This is a genomic window from Ensifer adhaerens (assembly GCF_020035535.1).
Classification (GTDB): domain Bacteria; phylum Pseudomonadota; class Alphaproteobacteria; order Rhizobiales; family Rhizobiaceae; genus Ensifer.
Genome location: NZ_CP083349.1, coordinates 2,984,063 through 3,001,023, shown reverse-complemented (window position 1 = coordinate 3,001,023; position 16,961 = coordinate 2,984,063). Strand labels below are relative to the sequence as shown.

Sequence of the window (16,961 nt, the reverse complement as noted above, 5' to 3'; positions counted from 1 at the left end):
CGCAAGCCTTTTAAACGCGTGTCAAAGACGGTGCGCTGGCGCCGATCAGGCGGCTTCAGCAACCTTCTTGACGATCTGGCGACGCAGCAGGCGAGCGCGCATGCTGAGCTCGTTCTCGTCCGACTTCAGAAGGAAGGCGTCGAGGCCGCCACGGTGTTCAACCGAACGGAGAGCAGCTGCGGAAACGCGCAGGCGGTAGCGCTGGCCGAGAGCATCGGAAATCAGCGTGACGTTGCACAGGTTCGGCAGGAACCGGCGCTTGGTCTTGTTGTTGGCGTGGCTTACATTGTTGCCCGACTGGACGCCCTTGCCGGTCAATTCGCAACTACGGGACATGGTACACCTATTCTCTTTATCGCCGCCGGACAATGCGGTAGCGGGCCCAGAGCCCAGGCCGCGTTCCTAGGCCATTATTGGAAAGTCGCGGTTCTATAGTCAGAGACGGCCCGCCCGTCAAGCCAAACCTCTTGCATTCTCGGAAAACCGCGGTTTTTCCCGGCCGTTCTTCAGATGTGAGGCGGAGTTGGCGCAAGAATAATGCCTCGCGAGGCCCATTCCAAGCGCTTTTGCTATGCGCTATTTCTTGCGCGAGGACGTGCGGCGGTGGAGACGCCAGCCGGCGACCGGCTGCAGCGAACTGGGCGTAGAAAAGCCGCAAAGAGCCTGCATTTCAGGGTATTGCGGCGAAATTCAAGCGATGGATTTTTGAAGGCATGAAGTTGCGAAATGGCTTTCGCGTGGCGGCCCTGCTGTCCGCGGTCTCGTTTTCCACAGCATCGTCGGCCGCGGATGTAGAACATCAGACGGATTACAGTATCTCGCTCGCCGGTCTGCCGGTTGCGCGCGCCTCCTTCCATACCGAGCTTCAGAAGAATCGCTACACGATCTCGGGAACGCTGAAGTCCGCAGGGCTGCTCGATATCCTCAGCCGCACCTCGGGCCAGACTCAGGTTTCCGGCATTGTCGACAAGGATCACCTTCGGGCGTCGCAGTATTCGATGTCCTATCGCAGCGGCTCCAAGGGGCGGACGATCAGCGTCACCTATCGCAACGGCAACGTTGTGCATGCAAGCATGACGCCAAAGCGTACGCCCTTGCCGAAGAACTGGGTGCCCGTCACCTCGCGCGACATGCGCAATGTGCTCGATCCGCTCTCCGGTCTCATCATCCCCGCCGATGCGCGGGTCTGCCCCAACACGTTGCCAATCTTCGACGGCGAGTCGCGGCTCGATATCAAGCTTTCGCCGAAGGGGACCAAGCCTTTCAAGACGAAGGGCTTTGAGGGGGAGGTGATTGTCTGCGGCATCCGCTTCGTTCCGAAGGCCGGCTACAAGAAGGGCCGCGAGGATGTCGAGTATCTGCGCCGTCTGCAGACGATGGAGATCTGGTTTGCCAAGGCGCCAGCCGTAAACGTCTATGCCCCCGTCTATGTCCGCATCCCCACCAAGCTTGGGCCGGTCACGGTCTCGGCGACACGATTTGGTGGTTGACGCGCGGCCGCGCTCAACTAAAAGGTTAAATACCGCGAAGCACGGTGATTTTTATCGGCGCAGGTTTCCGTTCAGAGAAATCGCGCCAGGGGACGACTATGAATTTGAAGGCAACTCTGATCGGTTTTTCCGCTATCCTGATGTGGTCGCTGCTGGCCCTGTTCACGGCCGCCTCCGGCAAGATGCCACCGTTCCAGCTGACCGCGATCTGTTTCCTGATCGGCAGCCTGCCGGGGCTGGCGGTCCTGGCTATGAGGCCGGAACGGCTGGCGCTGCTGAAGCAGCCCGCCAAAGTCTGGATCACCGGCATTGCCGGCCTGTTTGGCTACCACTTTCTCTATTTTACAGCGCTTCGCAACGCGCCGCCGGTGGAGGCGGGGTTGATCGCCTATCTTTGGCCGCTGCTGATCGTCGTCGGCTCGGCGTTGCTGCCGGGCGAGCGCCTGCGCTGGTACCACATCGCCGGCGCCCTGTCGGGTCTCGTCGGCATGATCCTGATCGTGTCGCGAAACGGCGTCACTTTTGACGATGCCTATCTCGTCGGCTATGGCGCCGCCTTCCTCTGTGCCTTCACCTGGTCCGGCTACTCACTCATCACCCGACGTTTCGAGGCGGTCTCGACTGATGTCGTCACCGGCTTCTGCCTTGCCACATCTCTCCTGTCTTTTGTCTGCCACCTGGCATTGGAGACGACCGTCTGGCCCCAGACGCATTTTCAGTGGCTGGCGGTCGCCGGCCTCGGCCTGTTGCCGGTAGGCGCGGCCTTCTATGCCTGGGATTACGGCGTGAAGAACGGCAACATCCAGCTTCTCGGCGTTTCGAGCTATGCCGCGCCCGTATTGTCGACACTAAACCTGCTCCTCTTCGGCTTTGCCGAGCCGTCGTGGCGCATCGCGCTTGCCTGCCTGTTCGTCACCGGAGGTGCGGCACTCGCGGCGAAGGATCTGATCCTTCGCAAGAATCGGGCGGTCGCACAGCCGGCGGAATAGTTCCGAAAATTACTAACGGGATGGCGGGTTCCAGTCGGGGGCCGCCATTTCGAAGGCGGAAAAATCGAATGCCGGGGCGACCGTGCAGCCGACCAGGGTCCAATCACCGCGCGAGGTGGCGGACTGCCACCAATCGGCGGGGACCACGCCCTGCGGTCGTTCTCCATTCAGAATGTCGGACCCGAGCCGCAGCGTCTCAGCCGGCTTTCCATCTTCAGCGATGCTGAGTTCCAGCGGCGCGCCGGCGTGGTAATGCCAGATCTCCACGGCGTCGCGGACTCGGTGCCAGTGCGAGCGCTCGCCGCGCTCCAGCAGGTAGTAGATCGCAGTCGAATGTCCGCGTGGGGCACCAGCCGTATCGCGGAAGGTCTCGATGTACCACCCGCCCTCCGGGTGGCGCGCCAGGCCGAGCGCTGCGATGATCTCTGCCGCCGTGTGCACTTCAGCCACTAGAAGTTATCCTTGCGCTTGCGGATTTCGGCAAAGACCGCGGCATCGTCGGCGTTCTGCATGCCGAGATGGGCGCGGATGCCGGGGTCGTCGGCGCGCAGGAACGGGTTCGTGCGCTTTTCGAGGCCGATCGTCGTTGGCGCAGTGAAACCGCCATCGCAACGCGTCTCCTCGATTTCAGCAGCGCGCGCCTTGAGTTCGGCATTCTCAGGGTCGACCGTGACGGCGAAGCGGGCATTGGAGAGCGTGTATTCGTGGCCGAAGTAGACCACCGTGTCGTCCGGCAACGCCATCAGCCGGCTGAGAGACTGCCACATGGTCGCCGGTGTCCCCTCGAACAGGCGGCCACATCCGAGCGCGAACAGGGTATCGGCGGCAAAGAGCAGCTTATCCTGCGGGAAGTGGAAACAGATATGACCGGCCGTGTGGCCCGGGGTCTCGACTACCTCGACGGAGCGGCCGGCAAAATCGAAGCGCTCGCCATGGCGCACGGTCTTGTCGAGGCCAGGGATTTTCGAGGCTTCGCCGAAGGGACCGACGATCGTGACGCCGAAGCGTTCCTTCAGGGCGTCATTGGCCGCGACGTGGTCGCCATGGTGATGGGTTGTCAGGATATGGGTGAGCTTCCAGCCGCGCCGCTCCAGCGCTTCCAGGATAGGCGCCTCTTCCGGCGCGTCGATCGAGGCGGTCAGGCCGGTTTCGGGGTCGTGGATCAGCACGCCGAAATTGTCGGTGCGGCAGAGGAAAAGGTCGAGTTCGAGCGCGGCCATGGCACGTCCTCCGGTCAGGAGAGAGGGAATGCTGCCGAATGTAGCGAGCCTTACCTTGAAGTCTACCGCTTCGAAGCTAACATGTTGCGAATGCATACCGATATTGTCGACCTTCGCGAATTCTATCACTCCGAGCTCGGCCGGATGGCGGAGCAATCCGTCACCATGGCGCTTTCGTCCGTCTGGGCGCGCCTGCCGGACGAGCGGTTGGTCGGGCTCGGCTATGCCGTTCCCTATCTCGAACGGTTCCGCAAGGACACGGAGCGCACCTTCGCCTTCATGCCGGCGGGGCAGGGGGCCGTGAACTGGCCAGTCGCCGAGCTGTCCTCGACGGCGCTGGTGTTCGACGAGGAATTGCCGCTACCTGACGCCTCGATCGACCGCGTGCTGATGGTGCATTCGCTGGAGTTCGCCGAAAGCCCGCGAGAAACCATGAAGGAGATCTGGCGGGTGCTGGCGCCGGGGGGGCGCCTAATCATCGTCGTGCCCAATCGCCGCGGCGTCTGGGCGCGCATGGAGCACACGCCCTTCGGCTCCGGCCGGCCCTATTCGCGCGGGCAGCTGACGGCGCTCTTGCGCGAGACCAACTTTACCCCCGGCGCCACGGCGGATGCGCTGTTCTTCCCGCCGTCGAAGCTCAGGGCGATCCTGCGGCTGCGTCGCGGCTTCGAGCGGCTTGGCCGCTGGCTCTGGCCGGTCTTTTCCGGTGTCATCGTCGTCGAGGCGCAGAAGCGGCTTTACCAGGGGCTGCCCGTTGCCGCGCGCGCGTCCCGCCGCGTCTTCGTGCCGGTGCTGGCGCCGCATGGTGTGCCGAGCACACGCGAGCGGCCACATCCCACACGCTAAGCTGCACGGGAACCGCGGCGGACCCTCGACAAAAGCCGCTTGCGCCGCTAATGGCTTGACCTCTTTTCCTGCCTGCAGCGCCGCGCACCTCCCAAGGCACGCATCGGTCGCTGTGGCGCTTTGATGGCCATAGAAAGCTGACCCGATGAGCCTTGCTTCGAAGAGCCCTGAGCCGCGTTCCGGCATCCTGGACATTGCCGCTTATGTGCCGGGCAAGGAGCACGCGCCGGGTGTCGCCAAGGTGCATAAACTCTCGTCGAACGAGACGCCGCTCGGCGCCAGCCCGAAGGCGATCGAGGCATTCCAGTCGATGGCCTTCGGGCTGGAACGCTACCCGGATGGCCAGGCGCGGGCGCTTCGCGAGGCGATCGGTGCCGTGCACGGGCTCAACCCGGCAAACATCATGTGCGGCAACGGCTCGGATGAACTTCTCGGGCTGCTTTGCCACACTTATCTCGGCCCCGGCGACGAAGGCATCATCACCGAGCACGGTTTCCTCGTCTACAAGATCCAGATCCTGGCGGCGGGCGCGGTGCCCGTTACCGTCAAGGAAAAGGATGCGCGCGTCGATGTCGATGCGATCCTCTCGGCCGTGACCGAGCGGACGAAGGTCGTGTTCCTCGCCAATCCCGCCAACCCGACCGGCACCTACATCCCGGTCGACGAAGTTCGCCGGTTGCATGCGGGGTTGCCCGAAGGCGTGCTGCTGGTGCTCGATGCGGCCTATGCCGAATATGTGCGCCGCAACGACTATGCCGCCGGTCTTGAGCTCGTCTCGGCCAGCCGCAACGTGGTGATGACCCGCACCTTCTCGAAGATCTATGGCCTTGCGGGCCTGCGCATCGGCTGGATGTATGCGCCCCCGGAGGTGATCGACGCGGTCGATCGTGTCCGCGGCCCCTTCAACCTCAGTGCGCCTTCCATTGCGGCGGGTGCTGCCGCGATCCGTGACCAGGCCTTCGTGGCAACGGCCGTCGATCATAACCTCACCTGGCTTGCGCGCGTCACCGAAGCGCTCGAGGCGATCGGGCTCCGCATCACGCCCTCGGTCACGAATTTCGTGCTGATCCACTTTCCGGAAGAAGCCGGCAAGCGGGCCGAGGAAGCCGATGATTTCCTGACCAGCCGCGGCTATATCCTCAGGGCGGTCCGCAGCTACGGCTTCCCCAATGCGTTGCGCATGACCATCGGCTGCGAAGAGGCCAACGAAGGCGTCATCGCGGCGCTGACCGAATTCATGGGACGGAAATAATGGCTCAGCAATTTGAAACGATCGCCCTCATCGGGATTGGTCTCATCGGCTCGTCGCTCGCGCGCGAAATCCGCGAGAAGCAGCTTGCCGGTACTCTTGTCGTTTCCACGCGCAGCGAGGCGACGTTGACGCGCACGCAGGAACTCGGGCTCGGCGATCGCTATACGCTTTCGGCCGCCGAGGCCGTTCGCGATGCAGACCTCGTCATCGTCTCGGTCCCGGTCGGCGCGTCCGGCGCCGTCGCCGCCGAGATTGCCGCGCATCTGAAGCCCGGCGCCATCGTCACCGACGTCGGCTCGACCAAGGGTTCGGTGATCGCGCAAATGGCGCCGCATCTGCCGGAGACCGTTCATTTCGTGCCGGGGCATCCGATCGCCGGTACCGAACATTCCGGTCCGGATGCAGGCTTCGTCGGCCTCTTCCGCGGCCGCTGGTGCATCCTCACGCCGCCGGAAGGGGCTGACGGCGAAGCGGTCGCGCGGCTGCGGCGTTTCTGGGAAACGCTCGGCTCGATGGTCGAGGAAATGGACGCCGAGCACCACGACAAGGTGTTGGCGATCGTTTCGCACCTGCCGCACATCATCGCCTACAATATCGTCGGCACGGCCGATGATTTGGAGACGGTCACCGAATCCGAAGTCATCAAATATTCCGCTTCGGGCTTCCGCGATTTCACCCGTCTGGCCGCATCTGATCCGACGATGTGGCGCGACGTCTGCCTGCACAACAAGGACGCGATCCTGGAGATGCTGGCGCGGTTTTCCGAAGATCTCGCCTATCTGCAGCGGGCGATCCGCTGGGGCGACGGCGACAAGCTCTTCGACCTCTTCACCCGCACCCGCGCCATCCGCCGCTCGATCATTCAGGCAGGCCAGGATACGGCAATGCCGGACTTCGGCCGGCATGCCATGGACCAGAAATAGCCAGAGCAGGTCGAGGAAGACCGTGGGCCGGTCTTCCTTTTCGAAAGATCGCGACGCGCTTTAGAGGGTCGGCAACACGCCGATCGGGATGAAGGCGAGAAACGCCGTGCCGTCGCGCACGTTGAGCTTCACGCTGGCCTCATCCTTGCCGTTGGCGAGCGCCTTCAGCATGTTGGCGGTGTTGTCGACCAGGTTGGCGTCGTCGGGGATCAGCTTGACCAGATTGGCCCGCCACGCCTCGATATTCGTCAAGGTCAGCGAGAATTCGCCGGAGATCAGCCCCTGGTCGTTGACCGAGAAGGGGCCCGAAAGCTTGGCGTTCATCCCGGAGCCGAGATCGAGGGTGAGTTGCCTGAGTTCGCCCTTGCTGCCGCGAAACATCTCCGGTGTCGGCGTGGTCGCCATCCATCCGGCCTTCTCGGTGAAGGTCACGTCCGCAGCCACGGTGGCCGGCGGCGCGTAGCTTGGGCCTTCCTCCGGGCGGAGATCGAGCTTGTCGACGCTCAAGGCGGCATCAAGATCCGCGCCGTTCTGGCGCAGGTGCAGCTCGCCATGGCTGGCGCCGAAGCCGAGACCGTCGCCCGAGAGCGGCAGGCGCAGCCGGCCGTTGAGATTGTCATAGGTAAGCGAGGTGCGGTCGACACCGGACAAGGTCGCACGCACGCTCGCGTGCAGCAGCGTCCAATCGGCAAAGACGTTGAGGCCGGGCGAAGCCCGGATTTCGGCCGGGCCGTCGAGCTCTATCACGGCATGGCCGGGCTGGTAGACCTGGGCGGCCGTCCGCAGCGCGCCGAAGGAGGCGGATGTGCCGTGGCGCGTGTCGTCGAGATGGACCTTGTCGCAGAAGAGGCCGATGCGGAACGGAAAGCCGCGCACGTCCATGTTCGTGCACTCGCCGCCGAGGCCGGTTGCCTGTCCATCGGCAAGACGGGCCGCAAGACGCTTCTCGATCTGATCGGCGGCGAGGAACCAGCCGGCCGAATAGATGCCGGCGACGAGCACGATGCCTGCCGTCAGCCAGCGGAATTTCCGGCTGACCGGTGAGGGGTTGGAAACTGCGGTTGCCGACATGGGCGCGGGTCCTCACTCTAAACTAGGTCACGGCTGCCTTTCGGGTGGCGCCGTCGATCCGCAAAACTATTCTTGTCTTCGGGTGCACGAGGGCGAGCTTGTCTCTTTCGTGCCGAGATGCTGTGCCGTAGAAACCGACATGGCTGACCATTCCTGAAGGCCGATGATGATTCGGCGGCGAGAGCAGACAGCACGGGTTGAATGACAGTGGATATGGACGAATTTTGGGTCTTTGGCTACGGGTCGCTGATGTGGAACCCGGGCTTTGCCTTCGAGGAGAAGCTGACGGCACGCGCATTCGGCTATCGCCGGTCGCTATGCGTGCACTCCTGGGTTCACCGCGGCACCGAACAGCGGCCGGGACTGGTGCTTGGGCTCGACCGTGGCGGCTCCTGCATCGGCACGGCATTTCGCGTCGAGCGCAGGCAGGCGACTGATGTCGTCGACTATCTGCGCGAGCGGGAACTGGTGACCCATGTCTACAAGGAGCGCACGATGCCGGTGCTGCTTGCCGACGGGCGGCGGGTTCCGGCGCTCGGCTATGTCATCGACCGCGCCCATGTCCAATATGCCGGAACGCTAAGCACCGGCGAGGCAGCCGACATCGTCGCGGTATCGACCGGGAAGTCCGGGCCGAACAGCGAGTATGTGTTCAACACGCTTGCCCATCTCAAGGAAATGGGCATTCGCGATCATTGGCTGGAAGAGGTGGTAGGCCTGCTCGAGCAGACGCGCCAGCGCGCGCGGGCCTGACTTCTCAGGCGCGCCCAGCGGCCTTCAATTCCTTCAGCCGTTGCTCGGCGGTCGGCGGCAGCGGCAGGTGCGGATTGTTCTTCACCGTTTCGACGAGCAACTCGTCGCTGGCTTTCTCCGTGACTTCCACCAGTCTGGCAAGGAAGGCGTCCGGGTCCATGCCGGCCTCGATCGGCGGCAGAATGCGGACCTTGAAGTGGCCGGGAAAGCGCAGGAACTTGCGGCGCGGCCAGAAGAGCCCGGGATGCATGGCTACCGGCACCACCGGCACGTTGAGGTCACGGTAGAGGCGTGCGATGCCGTACTTGTATTGGGCCGGCGCGCCTGGCGGCCGGCGCGTGCCTTCCGGATAGATGATGAGCTCGCGGCCAGTCGCCATTTCCTGCTTGGTGCGATCCATGACGCCGGTCATGGCCTTGCCGCGCGCCGCGCGATTTACCGGAACCATGCGTTGCTTGAGCACATACCAGCCGAAGAGCGGAATCCAGGTGAGTTCGCGCTTCAGGATATAAAAGGGATCGCTGAGCCAGGGCAAAAGCGCGTAGGCGTCCCAGAAGGACTGGTGCTTGGGGGCGAAGATGTAGGGGACATCAGGGATGTTCTCCAGGCCCTCGATCTCGAAGGTCGTTCCGACCATTTTTTCGAGCAGCCAGTGGTTGCTGCGCACCCAGTTCTTGGGAACGAACCAGGCCTTCTTGCGCGGCAGCAGGAAATAGATCGGCGTCAGCACGATCATCTGCACGATCAGATTGGCGTAGAACACCATGTTGAAAAGGATCGAACGCAAGACGATCATCAGGCACGCTCTCGTAGGCGAGTTCTCGGGGACCGGCGTCGGGCCGGTTGATCGCTGCCTACACGAAACCGTGCCGAAGGAAAACTGTCCTCATTCACTTTGCAGCAGCGAAGTATTAGCTCGCCCTACTCTTCCGCAGGCGTGGCGCGTGAGGGATCGGTGCGCAGGCCGCTCGTCGGACGGGCGCCGGCGAAATCGCGAACCGATGCGATCGTGTACTTCCCGAATTCCAGGAGGATCGATTTCAGCACCATCGGGTTGCGTAGCCAGTTGGTCGTCTTCAGATCAGAGTTGACCACCGGGTAGGGGATGAACTCGGTTTCCGGACGGGTGCGCCGAAGCTCCAGCAGGCTGCGCGGCATGTGGTAATTGTTGGTGACGACGAGGACGCTCGCATAGCCGCGATCACGGATCCATTGCGCGGTCTCCGTGGCGTTGCCGATCGTATCGATCGCCTCATGGCCAATATCGACGCAGCATTTGAAGAGATCGGCCGAGCTTTGAGTATTGCGGCGGATCTGGCTGCCTGTCGTGGTCGGGTGGACGCCGGAGATGAGCAGGCGCTTGCCGGCGCCACCCTTCAGGAGGTCGACTGCCTGGTCGATGCGCTGGAAGCCGCCGGTCAGAACGACTATGGCGTCCGCCTTGGGATGCACCGGCGGCTGCAGCGACGCGACGGTGTCAGCGAAATTGAGGAAAGCAGCGATCAGGAGCGCGAGCGGCAACAGCAGGACGAAGAACGTCCGTCGGAGAATTTTGCGCAAGAGGCTGCGGGGCCGCCGGCGATCGTCGGCTCTCCCCTGCCATTTGCCTCCTTCGGCCATCCCGTTCCCGCGTAATTCTCGCGCCATCATGAATCTCTTCACATAATCGCAGATTACGGCAAGGAATGGATCGAGGCACGGCGAAACATTGGGGGGTCAGCTCTGATAGAGGTCCGTACGGCCAGGGTCCGAACGGATAAGATCGATCTCGTAGATCGTGCGCATGACGGTGAGGCGCGCCGTCACGGTTGTCAGGATGGCGATGACGACGATGATGGCGGCGATACCTAGATAGCCGCCATAACCGATCGTGAAGGTGCCGAAGAGCGCAGTTGCCTGATCGGTCTGCGGTGTCGCCAGTGTCCGAGACTGCCAGAAGCCGGCAAGCGCGAAGGACAGGGCAGCGAGCAGACCGCCGGTACCGGCACCCTTGAGGCTGATCCTCAAGAAATGCTTCTGGAATTCGGAGGCGACGAAGCCGGCTTCTGCGCCGACGAAATGCAGCACCTCGACGATGTGACGGTTTCCGGAAAGGGCGCCGCGGGTGGCGAAGATCACCGTCAGCACCATGGCCGAGAAGACCAGCGCCAGCACGCCGGTGCCGATCATGGCGGTAGTGTTGGCCATGGCGACGAGCCGGTCGACCCAGGTGCGGTGATCGTCAAGAAAGGCCTGCGGGATCGTTTCGGTCAGCGCCTTGCGCATGGCGGCGAAGTCGGGTGGATTGCTCTCGTCGATGGTGATGATGATCAGCCGTGGTACCGGCAGTTCGTCAAGATCGAGGCCTTCGCCGAGCCAGGGTTCCAGCAGGCGTGCGGTAGCGGCGCGATCGACGATCTTGCCATCCGTCGTACCGCTGAAGGTCAGCGCCAGATCGCGCGCGTCGGCAAGCGCCTTTTCCATATCGAGGCTGTCGTCCGGCTTGATCTGGATGGTGATCTCGCGCGAAATCTGCGACTGCCAGCTCTGGGCCGTTGCACGAACCATGCTGACGCCGCCAAGTGTCAGGCAGGCAAGGAACGACATGATGGCGATGACGCACATCAGCGCATGGCCGGAGACATTGGTCGAAGGCACGATCGGGCCGGTCGGCCGCACGCGCATCTCCGTTCGGCGCGGCTGCTGTTCCGGGGCCTGCTCGGCTAGGCCCTTGTTCTGGCTTTTCGTGCGGCTGTCACTCATAGATGTCGAGCCGCCCCTGGGAAAGGATCATGCGCCGGGCTTCAACCTGGTCCATCAGCGAAAGATCGTGCGTGGCGATCACAACCGCCGTGCCGAGCCGGTTCAGCTCGAGGAAGAGATTGAGCAGGCGCCGGGCCATCGGCGGATCGACGTTGCCGGTCGGCTCGTCGGCAAGCAGGATCTCGGGCCGGTCGATCAGCGCCCGGGCAATCGCTGCGCGCTGCTTCTCGCCGCCTGAAAGGACCGGCGGCAGGACGTTGATACGCTCGCCGAGGCCCACCCACTTCAGCAGCTCCAGAACGTCGGCGCGATAGCTCGATTCTTCCTTGCCGCGGACACGCAGCGGCAGGGCGACGTTCTCATAGGTGGTCAGGTGGTCGAGCAGGCGGAAATCCTGAAAGACGATGCCGACGCGCCGGCGCAGCATCGGGAACTCTTCGCGCGGGATCGACGAGATGTTGCGGTCGAACATCCGGATCAGGCCGCGCGTCGGCTGCAGCGACAGGAACAGCAGTCGCAAAAGGGTGGTCTTGCCGGCGCCCGACGGGCCGGTCAGGAACTGGAACGAGCGGCGCGGAATATCGAAGGTCAGGTCCCGGAGGATTTCCGGTCCCATGCCATATCGCAGTCCGACGTTCTCAAAATGAATCAAGCGGCAGCCCAGTCTCTCTCACGGCCCTGCAACCGACGGCCGGTTCCGGTCCTCCGCGCATAGGACGACCAGCCTCGAAAGGCAAAACCGCCAGCGGAATCATGGTTAAGCAGCGGTTAATTTTTCATGAAAAGGTGCCGCTTTCGCGACGTCTTTCCGAAACATTAACCATTCCGGTTTACGTGTCGGAAAGATTTGATGCAATGCCTAGATTCTTGCACACCCAAGGGTTCGCGCATTGCCCGATGGTTTCGCAGCCGAGGTGGCAGGTCGAACGGCCGCCCGTCTCCGCGTGAGACAGGAGGAACTGGTCATGCACGCATTCCGGACCAAAGCCGCAGGCGCCTCCGCGGACTTCTTGCCGCCCGAAAGGGGTGGGCGGGAGGCAGCCGCGATGCCGAGACGTGTCGACTACGTCGATGCCGAGTTCGAGGTGATTGCCGGCCCGTCGCGCCGTGCGCCCTATGCGGTGTTCAACGACAATGCGAAGAGCCGAAATCGGAAACGGCCGACCTTGACGGTCGTGGCCGAAAAGACGTCGCTTGCCGCCCGGGCGCTGAGCCTTGCCGAAGGGCGGCTGCGCGACATGCCGGCGCGCCGCTTCGCCGGCCTGGTCGCGGGTTTTGCGCTCGCATCCTTCCTGGGGATTGTCGGTTTTGCCGGTGACGGGCAGGCAGATGTGCAGCCGCTTTTGATCACTGGGGTGACGACCACTCTCGATTATTCCGGCGGCATGCGGGTGCTTTCGGTGTATGGCTCGATCGACAACCGCTCGGACGTCGAACAGCGTTTGCCTCTTGTCCTGGTGGGGGTGGCGGCCAACGGGCGGCAGGTGACGACCACGCGCGTGATGCCGGAAGGTGCGGCGATTGCCCCCGGCGAGAGCCGCCATTTCATGACGCGACTGCCCTATGCAGGTGGAAAAATGCCCGATGTGACGGTTTCCTTCGCTGAAAACGGTGTTTCGGCACGCTGATTGTGCTAAGCGGCGCGGATGGGAAGGCTTCGGTCTTCCGGATGAAACGCTGGAGAAGCCTTGATGCCCGTCGTTCGCGGTAAGAATATCGAACCTCTCTACACGGCCGAAACGATTGCCGCGCGCAACAGCGAGCTGGCCGGGATGATCGTCAACGGTCCGCACAAGGATCTGCTGGTAATCGCGGTGCTCAAGGGGTCGTTCATCTTCGCCGCCGACCTGATCCGCGCCATGCATTCGGCCGGCCTTGCGCCGGAAGTCGAGTTCATCACTCTGTCGAGCTACGGCACCGGCACCGTCTCGCAGGGCGTCAAGATCACCAAGGATATTGACAGCGACGTGCATGGACGCGACGTGCTTCTGATCGACGACATTCTCGAATCCGGCCGGACGCTGCGTTTCGCCAAGGAGTTGATGTACGAGCGTGGCGCCCGTAACGTGACGATCGCCGTGCTGCTCGACAAGCGGGTCAAGCGCCGGGTCGAACTCGAGGCCGATTATGTCGGTTTTGAGTGCCCCGATCATTTCGTCGTCGGCTACGGCATGGACGTGGCCTACGCCTTCCGCGAGCTGCCTTTCGTGGGTGTCGTCACGGGTGACGCCGAGTAAGTGTGCCAAAACGGGACGTCGACCCTGAAATCCGGTCGCTCCGCGTTTACCGAACACAAACGAAAAACTGGTTGGTTGGGGATGCACCGCGTGGTGATTCCCTATCGGATTCGTGGTGCTGCAGCGCCGTCGTGTCCGGTCGATGACCGACGCCCGCTGTAACCTTTTGGATCAGGTGCGGGCGCCGGCGTAAAGCCGCGCCTCGGAAACGCGGAGGCCATGATGGCGAAGATCCTGATTACCGAGGACGAGGACGCGTTGCGTTCCTTCGTCGCGCGGGCACTGAAGCTCGACGGCCATGAGACGGTCGAGGCGGGCGACGGTGCCGACGGCCTTGCCTGCCTGCAGAGCGAGGCTTTCGATCTTCTGCTTTCCGATATTCGCATGCCGGTGATGGACGGGATCGAACTGACGCACCAGGCGTCGGCCGCTTTTCCGGCAATGAAGATTCTGCTGATGACCGGCTATGCCGAACAGCGCGAACGCGCCGACGATCTGGCCGACAAGATCGTCGACGTCATCTCCAAGCCCTTTTCCCTTCCCGATATCCGCAAGGCCGTTGCGCTGGCGCTCGCCGCCTGACGCCCCCCAATCCGAAGACTGATTGTTGCCAAGGTCGCGTGCGTCAGGCCACACGCCGCGACGCCGTGGCCCTTTGGCACTGACGTATCAGATCGACTGGCGCGAAGCTGCGTCGGGGCTCATTGCATGTCGAGCAGGCGCTCGAGATATTGGCGCTCAACCTCAGGCGACAGATTGTCTCCGAGCCGGCGGCGGATTTCTTCGAGGATCTGACGGGCGCGTTGCGTGTCGAACTCCTCAGGCACCTTGACGTGATCGCCAAATTCCGGACCGCGGTTGTTCTGGGGCCGGCCGAGCGGGTCGCGGTCGTTCTGGCCGAATTGCGGGACGCCCATGCCGGGGCCCTGACCCTGGCTCTGCATCTGGTTCATCATGTCCTGGGCGCCCTGGCGCAGCGCCTGTAGCGCGCGGCCCTGGTTGCCGACCGCCTGTTCGCCCTGGCCCTTGCCAAGCGCGCCGGAGGCGCCATCCATTTCGCGCTGGGCCTCGCCGAAGCCCTTGCCCGGCTTGATGCCCATGTTTTCCAGGCTCTTGTTGAGTTCACCGAGCTGCTTGCCAAGTGCGTCCTGCTGCTGCTTCAGCTGCTTGAGCGCATCCTTGAGCTGTTCGGCGGTCATGTCGTCGAGCGGGTTGGGCTGGCCATTCGGATCGCCTTGCTGCCCCGGATCCTGCGGCATCTCCTGACCGAAGAGCTCGTTGTCCTCGCCCTGCAGCGGGTCGCCGCGCTGCATTCGGTCGCGCTGCGCCTGGTCGAGCTTGAAGGTCTCGTCCATGAGCTTCTGTTGATCCTGCAGCAATTTTCCGAGCTTTTCGATCTGCTGGCTCGCGGCATCGTTCTGCTGGCCCATCTGCTGTTGGCCGCGACCGGCCTGCAGATTGTTCATCATGCGCTGCAGTTCCGAAAGCATCTGGCGCGCCTGATCGCGCGCGCCGGAACGCGCCAGGTTCTCGATCTGGTTCATCATCCTCTCGAGGTCCTGCTGGCGCAGCATGTTGTTCGGGTTCATCTTTCCGGCCATGCGCGGGTCTTTTGCCGCCTGCTGGGCGAGAGCCTGCATGTATTCCTGCATTGCCTGGCGCAGTTCCTGCATCAGCTTGGCGATTTCCTGATCGGATGCGTTGCGCTCCAGGGCGTCCGAGAGCGCTTGCTGCGCGTCGCGCAGGCGCCGTTCGGCGAGTGAGAGGTCGCCATCCTCGATACCGAGTGCGATCTCCCAGAGGTATCCGGCGGCGTCACGCAGCATGTCGTCGTTGTAGGCAAGCGCCATGCGCGTACGCGCCGACTTCAACAGCAGGAAATGCGTAAGGTTTGGGATCCAGTCCTCGGCAAGGGAGGTCACGGCATCGTTGAGGTCGATGGCGCGCCGCAGGTCGTTGGCATTGAGCGCGAAGACCTGGCGCTGTTCCGCCACCGCACCGGCGAGCGGCTGTATGAACTGCCGGGCAGGCAGGATCATCTCGTGCGGCGGGCTGCGGCCCTCCTGGCCCGCGGCGTCGCGGGCAACCAGGGTAATCTGCACGCGCTTGCCGGATAGCGGATGCTCGCTGAGGTTCCGGCTGGTCGTGCCCTTGGCCTCGCGCGCGTTGCGTCGCGGCAGGTCGAGCCGATATTCCGGCAGCGGATAAAGTGGACGAGCGCCCTCAGGGGCTTCCTCGATCGGTTTGATCTCGGCCCAGGCCTGGGCGATGCCATAATCGTCTGTCGCGGCGAAGGTGATCTCCAGCGCCGCGTTGACGGTGGGACGAGGAATGCCGTCGAAGGAGATCTGCGGCACGCCGTCCGGAATGATCTTGAACGCCCAGCGCCGATCGCCGACGACGAGTTCGCCGTCCTTGACGATCTTGTAGACGTGGTTGCGCACGGCATTCGGATTGTGCGCCGGCTCCGTTGCAACCATTTCGGCAACCTTCGGACCGGCGTCGCCCACCTTCGGCCTGGTCTGCGTTTCCTCAGGCTTCTGGCCGGTCGCTGGAATGGCGACTGCCTCGGCCGCGCCGTTTTCCGCGAAGCGAACGATCTGGTCCGGCCCAGCGCCGGTGACCCGGACCGTCAGGTCGCTGAATTGCGGGATGGTGATGGCTCCGGTGTCTTCTGTCGCCGATGCCGTCTCGGGCTTGCCGGTGAGGAAGATCGGCGCGCGGCCGGTATAGGCCGGCGGCGTCACCCAGGCATCGATGCGTATGTCAGCCGTTTCGACAGAAGCCTGTGGCAGGCGTAACGCGTCGCTGAGGAGGCCGGCACGGTTGGAATAGGAATAGGCGAAGGCGACACAGGCGAGAAGCACAGGCACGGCGCGCAGGGCATAAGGATCGTGCCGGGCGATATCGGGACGCGGAAGCCCGGTATCGAGGGCGCCGATCATCCGCGCCATGCGGGTCTGGTGTTCGCGCCACAGCGCTTCGCTCAAGGGGCTGTCTGTGGCCGGACGATCGTCCTGGACGCGGATCGCCTGGTGGGGCAGGGCGTTGCGCTCCTCCAGCATGCGGTCTGCGTCCACGGTGCCGGGCAAACGAATCTGCGCGAGCGGCACGAGGGATGCGAGGAAGCCGATGGCGAAGGCAAAGAGGGCCGCAGCATGCAGCCAGAACGGCGCCACACGGAAGAAGCCGAGCCAAGCGAAGGCCAGAAACAGGAGGACGATGGAGCCGGGAAGCAGGATGCGTGGCAGAAGCTGCTCGGCGACCAGCACCGAGCGCGCCAGCCATCTCTTCAGTGCCAGGGTTCTCGAAAACGGCTTCGGTTGTGGCGTTTCATCCTGCCGGAATTGCGTCATCCGCCCAAGTTTCCTTTCGGTCGCCCATCACGCACGTGGCTGACCTCAATATAGTAAAGCGAGATGTCCCCCGAAAGCGGCG

The 16,961-nt window shown here is 63.4% G+C and carries 18 protein-coding genes; 9 read left to right on the top strand and 9 right to left on the bottom strand.

From position 1 onward, the window contains the following. Positions 1–45 precede the first annotated feature (45 nt). Entirely contained in the window at positions 46–336 is a 291-nt protein-coding gene (gene rpmB, locus LAC81_RS14755) for a 50S ribosomal protein L28 (RefSeq protein WP_034806568.1), read from the bottom strand. Positions 337–713: 377 nt separating this feature from the next. On the opposite strand from rpmB, the gene LAC81_RS14750 reads away from it, so the two are divergent. After that, the gene (locus tag LAC81_RS14750) at positions 714–1,490 is read left to right on the top strand and encodes a DUF3108 domain-containing protein (RefSeq protein ID WP_223725398.1); all 777 of its coding nucleotides are present in this window, start codon (positions 714–716) and stop codon (positions 1,488–1,490) included. A gap of 98 nt (positions 1,491–1,588) precedes the next feature. Continuing rightward, the gene (locus LAC81_RS14745; RefSeq protein WP_223725397.1) at positions 1,589–2,479 is read left to right on the top strand and encodes a DMT family transporter; all 891 of its coding nucleotides are present in this window, start codon (positions 1,589–1,591) and stop codon (positions 2,477–2,479) included. 12 nt (positions 2,480–2,491) lie between these two features. On the opposite strand, the gene LAC81_RS14740 is transcribed toward LAC81_RS14745, so the two are convergent. Together LAC81_RS14740 and gloB are read right to left on the bottom strand one after the other, a co-directional pair. After that, positions 2,492–2,929, bottom strand: coding sequence for a cupin domain-containing protein (locus LAC81_RS14740; RefSeq protein WP_223725396.1), 438 nt, complete (start codon positions 2,927–2,929; stop codon positions 2,492–2,494). Further along, the gene (gloB, locus tag LAC81_RS14735; RefSeq protein ID WP_223725395.1) at positions 2,929–3,699 is read right to left on the bottom strand and encodes a hydroxyacylglutathione hydrolase; all 771 of its coding nucleotides are present in this window, start codon (positions 3,697–3,699) and stop codon (positions 2,929–2,931) included. The genes LAC81_RS14740 and gloB overlap by 1 nt, the downstream gene beginning before the upstream one ends. An 81-nt stretch (positions 3,700–3,780) precedes the next feature. Between gloB and LAC81_RS14730 the strand changes: the two genes are divergently transcribed. The 3 genes from LAC81_RS14730 (at position 3,781) to LAC81_RS14720 (ending at position 6,720) form a co-directional block, all read left to right on the top strand. Next, a complete protein-coding gene (locus LAC81_RS14730; protein WP_223725394.1) occupies positions 3,781–4,545 on the top strand; it encodes a class I SAM-dependent methyltransferase in 765 nt (254 codons plus the stop codon). A gap of 145 nt (positions 4,546–4,690) precedes the next feature. Beyond that, the gene (gene hisC, locus LAC81_RS14725) at positions 4,691–5,797 is read left to right on the top strand and encodes a histidinol-phosphate transaminase (RefSeq protein ID WP_223725393.1); all 1,107 of its coding nucleotides are present in this window, start codon (positions 4,691–4,693) and stop codon (positions 5,795–5,797) included. After that, complete coding sequence (locus LAC81_RS14720) at positions 5,797–6,720, top strand: prephenate/arogenate dehydrogenase family protein (RefSeq protein WP_223725392.1); 924 nt, start codon at positions 5,797–5,799, stop codon at positions 6,718–6,720. Before hisC ends, LAC81_RS14720 begins: the two co-directional genes overlap by 1 nt. A gap of 60 nt (positions 6,721–6,780) precedes the next feature. Here LAC81_RS14720 and LAC81_RS14715 read toward each other — a convergent pair whose 3' ends face one another. After that, positions 6,781–7,791, bottom strand: a complete 1,011-nt coding sequence (locus LAC81_RS14715; RefSeq protein ID WP_223725391.1) for a DUF2125 domain-containing protein — start codon at positions 7,789–7,791, stop codon at positions 6,781–6,783. Positions 7,792–7,992: 201 nt separating this feature from the next. On the opposite strand from LAC81_RS14715, the gene LAC81_RS14710 reads away from it, so the two are divergent. Beyond that, positions 7,993–8,544: a gamma-glutamylcyclotransferase gene (locus LAC81_RS14710; RefSeq protein WP_223725390.1), complete on the top strand. Its 552-nt coding sequence runs from the start codon at positions 7,993–7,995 to the stop codon at positions 8,542–8,544. Between the two features lie 4 nt (positions 8,545–8,548). On the opposite strand, the gene LAC81_RS14705 is transcribed toward LAC81_RS14710, so the two are convergent. The 4 genes from LAC81_RS14705 to ftsE form a co-directional block, all read right to left on the bottom strand. Continuing rightward, on the bottom strand, positions 8,549–9,340 hold the full coding sequence (locus tag LAC81_RS14705) for a lysophospholipid acyltransferase family protein (protein ID WP_223725389.1): 792 nt from the start codon (positions 9,338–9,340) through the stop codon (positions 8,549–8,551). A 125-nt stretch (positions 9,341–9,465) separates the two neighbouring features. Continuing rightward, entirely contained in the window at positions 9,466–10,164 is a 699-nt protein-coding gene (locus tag LAC81_RS14700; RefSeq protein WP_223727831.1) for a YdcF family protein, read from the bottom strand. A 96-nt stretch (positions 10,165–10,260) separates the two neighbouring features. After that, a complete protein-coding gene (locus tag LAC81_RS14695) occupies positions 10,261–11,286 on the bottom strand; it encodes a cell division protein FtsX (protein ID WP_223725388.1) in 1,026 nt (341 codons plus the stop codon). Next, positions 11,279–11,902 (bottom strand): cell division ATP-binding protein FtsE, encoded by a 624-nt coding sequence (gene ftsE / locus LAC81_RS14690; protein ID WP_235693165.1) that lies wholly within the window; start codon positions 11,900–11,902, stop codon positions 11,279–11,281. Before ftsE ends, LAC81_RS14695 begins: the two co-directional genes overlap by 8 nt. 430 nt (positions 11,903–12,332) lie before the next feature. Between ftsE and LAC81_RS14685 the strand changes: the two genes are divergently transcribed. The 3 genes from LAC81_RS14685 to LAC81_RS14675 all read left to right on the top strand — a co-directional run bounded on the left by LAC81_RS14685 (position 12,333) and on the right by LAC81_RS14675 (position 14,105). Then, positions 12,333–12,914, top strand: a complete 582-nt coding sequence (locus tag LAC81_RS14685) for a hypothetical protein (protein ID WP_223725387.1) — start codon at positions 12,333–12,335, stop codon at positions 12,912–12,914. 63 nt (positions 12,915–12,977) lie between these two features. Then, positions 12,978–13,523 carry a hypoxanthine phosphoribosyltransferase gene (gene hpt / locus LAC81_RS14680; RefSeq protein ID WP_223725386.1) on the top strand — a complete coding sequence of 182 codons (546 nt, stop codon included), beginning with the start codon at positions 12,978–12,980 and terminating at the stop codon, positions 13,521–13,523. Positions 13,524–13,745: 222 nt separating this feature from the next. Continuing rightward, on the top strand, positions 13,746–14,105 hold the full coding sequence (locus LAC81_RS14675) for a response regulator (RefSeq protein WP_057254840.1): 360 nt from the start codon (positions 13,746–13,748) through the stop codon (positions 14,103–14,105). 119 nt (positions 14,106–14,224) lie between these two features. Here the strand turns inward: LAC81_RS14675 and LAC81_RS14670 are convergent, their stop codons facing one another. Then, entirely contained in the window at positions 14,225–16,879 is a 2,655-nt protein-coding gene (locus LAC81_RS14670; RefSeq protein ID WP_223725385.1) for a TIGR02302 family protein, read from the bottom strand. Positions 16,880–16,961: the final 82 nt, after the last annotated feature.

Excerpts from the sequence above, each read along its gene's own strand:
- rpmB (WP_034806568.1), bottom strand. The coding sequence starts at position 336 with ATGTCCCGTAGTTGCGAATTGACCGGCAAGGGCGTCCAGTCGGGCAAC.
- LAC81_RS14750 (WP_223725398.1), top strand. The coding sequence starts at position 714 with ATGAAGTTGCGAAATGGCTTTCGCGTGGCGGCCCTGCTGTCCGCGGTC.
- LAC81_RS14745 (WP_223725397.1), top strand. The coding sequence starts at position 1,589 with ATGAATTTGAAGGCAACTCTGATCGGTTTTTCCGCTATCCTGATGTGG.
- gloB (WP_223725395.1), bottom strand. The coding sequence starts at position 3,699 with ATGGCCGCGCTCGAACTCGACCTTTTCCTCTGCCGCACCGACAATTTC.
- LAC81_RS14730 (WP_223725394.1), top strand. The coding sequence starts at position 3,781 with ATGTTGCGAATGCATACCGATATTGTCGACCTTCGCGAATTCTATCAC.
- hisC (WP_223725393.1), top strand. The coding sequence starts at position 4,691 with ATGAGCCTTGCTTCGAAGAGCCCTGAGCCGCGTTCCGGCATCCTGGAC.
- LAC81_RS14720 (WP_223725392.1), top strand. The coding sequence starts at position 5,797 with ATGGCTCAGCAATTTGAAACGATCGCCCTCATCGGGATTGGTCTCATC.
- LAC81_RS14715 (WP_223725391.1), bottom strand. The coding sequence starts at position 7,791 with ATGTCGGCAACCGCAGTTTCCAACCCCTCACCGGTCAGCCGGAAATTC.
- LAC81_RS14710 (WP_223725390.1), top strand. The coding sequence starts at position 7,993 with ATGACAGTGGATATGGACGAATTTTGGGTCTTTGGCTACGGGTCGCTG.
- LAC81_RS14705 (WP_223725389.1), bottom strand. The coding sequence starts at position 9,340 with ATGATCGTCTTGCGTTCGATCCTTTTCAACATGGTGTTCTACGCCAAT.
- LAC81_RS14700 (WP_223727831.1), bottom strand. The coding sequence starts at position 10,164 with ATGGCCGAAGGAGGCAAATGGCAGGGGAGAGCCGACGATCGCCGGCGG.
- LAC81_RS14695 (WP_223725388.1), bottom strand. The coding sequence starts at position 11,286 with ATGAGTGACAGCCGCACGAAAAGCCAGAACAAGGGCCTAGCCGAGCAG.
- ftsE (WP_235693165.1), bottom strand. The coding sequence starts at position 11,902 with ATGGGACCGGAAATCCTCCGGGACCTGACCTTCGATATTCCGCGCCGC.
- LAC81_RS14685 (WP_223725387.1), top strand. The coding sequence starts at position 12,333 with ATGCCGAGACGTGTCGACTACGTCGATGCCGAGTTCGAGGTGATTGCC.
- hpt (WP_223725386.1), top strand. The coding sequence starts at position 12,978 with ATGCCCGTCGTTCGCGGTAAGAATATCGAACCTCTCTACACGGCCGAA.
- LAC81_RS14675 (WP_057254840.1), top strand. The coding sequence starts at position 13,746 with ATGGCGAAGATCCTGATTACCGAGGACGAGGACGCGTTGCGTTCCTTC.
- LAC81_RS14670 (WP_223725385.1), bottom strand. The coding sequence starts at position 16,879 with ATGACGCAATTCCGGCAGGATGAAACGCCACAACCGAAGCCGTTTTCG.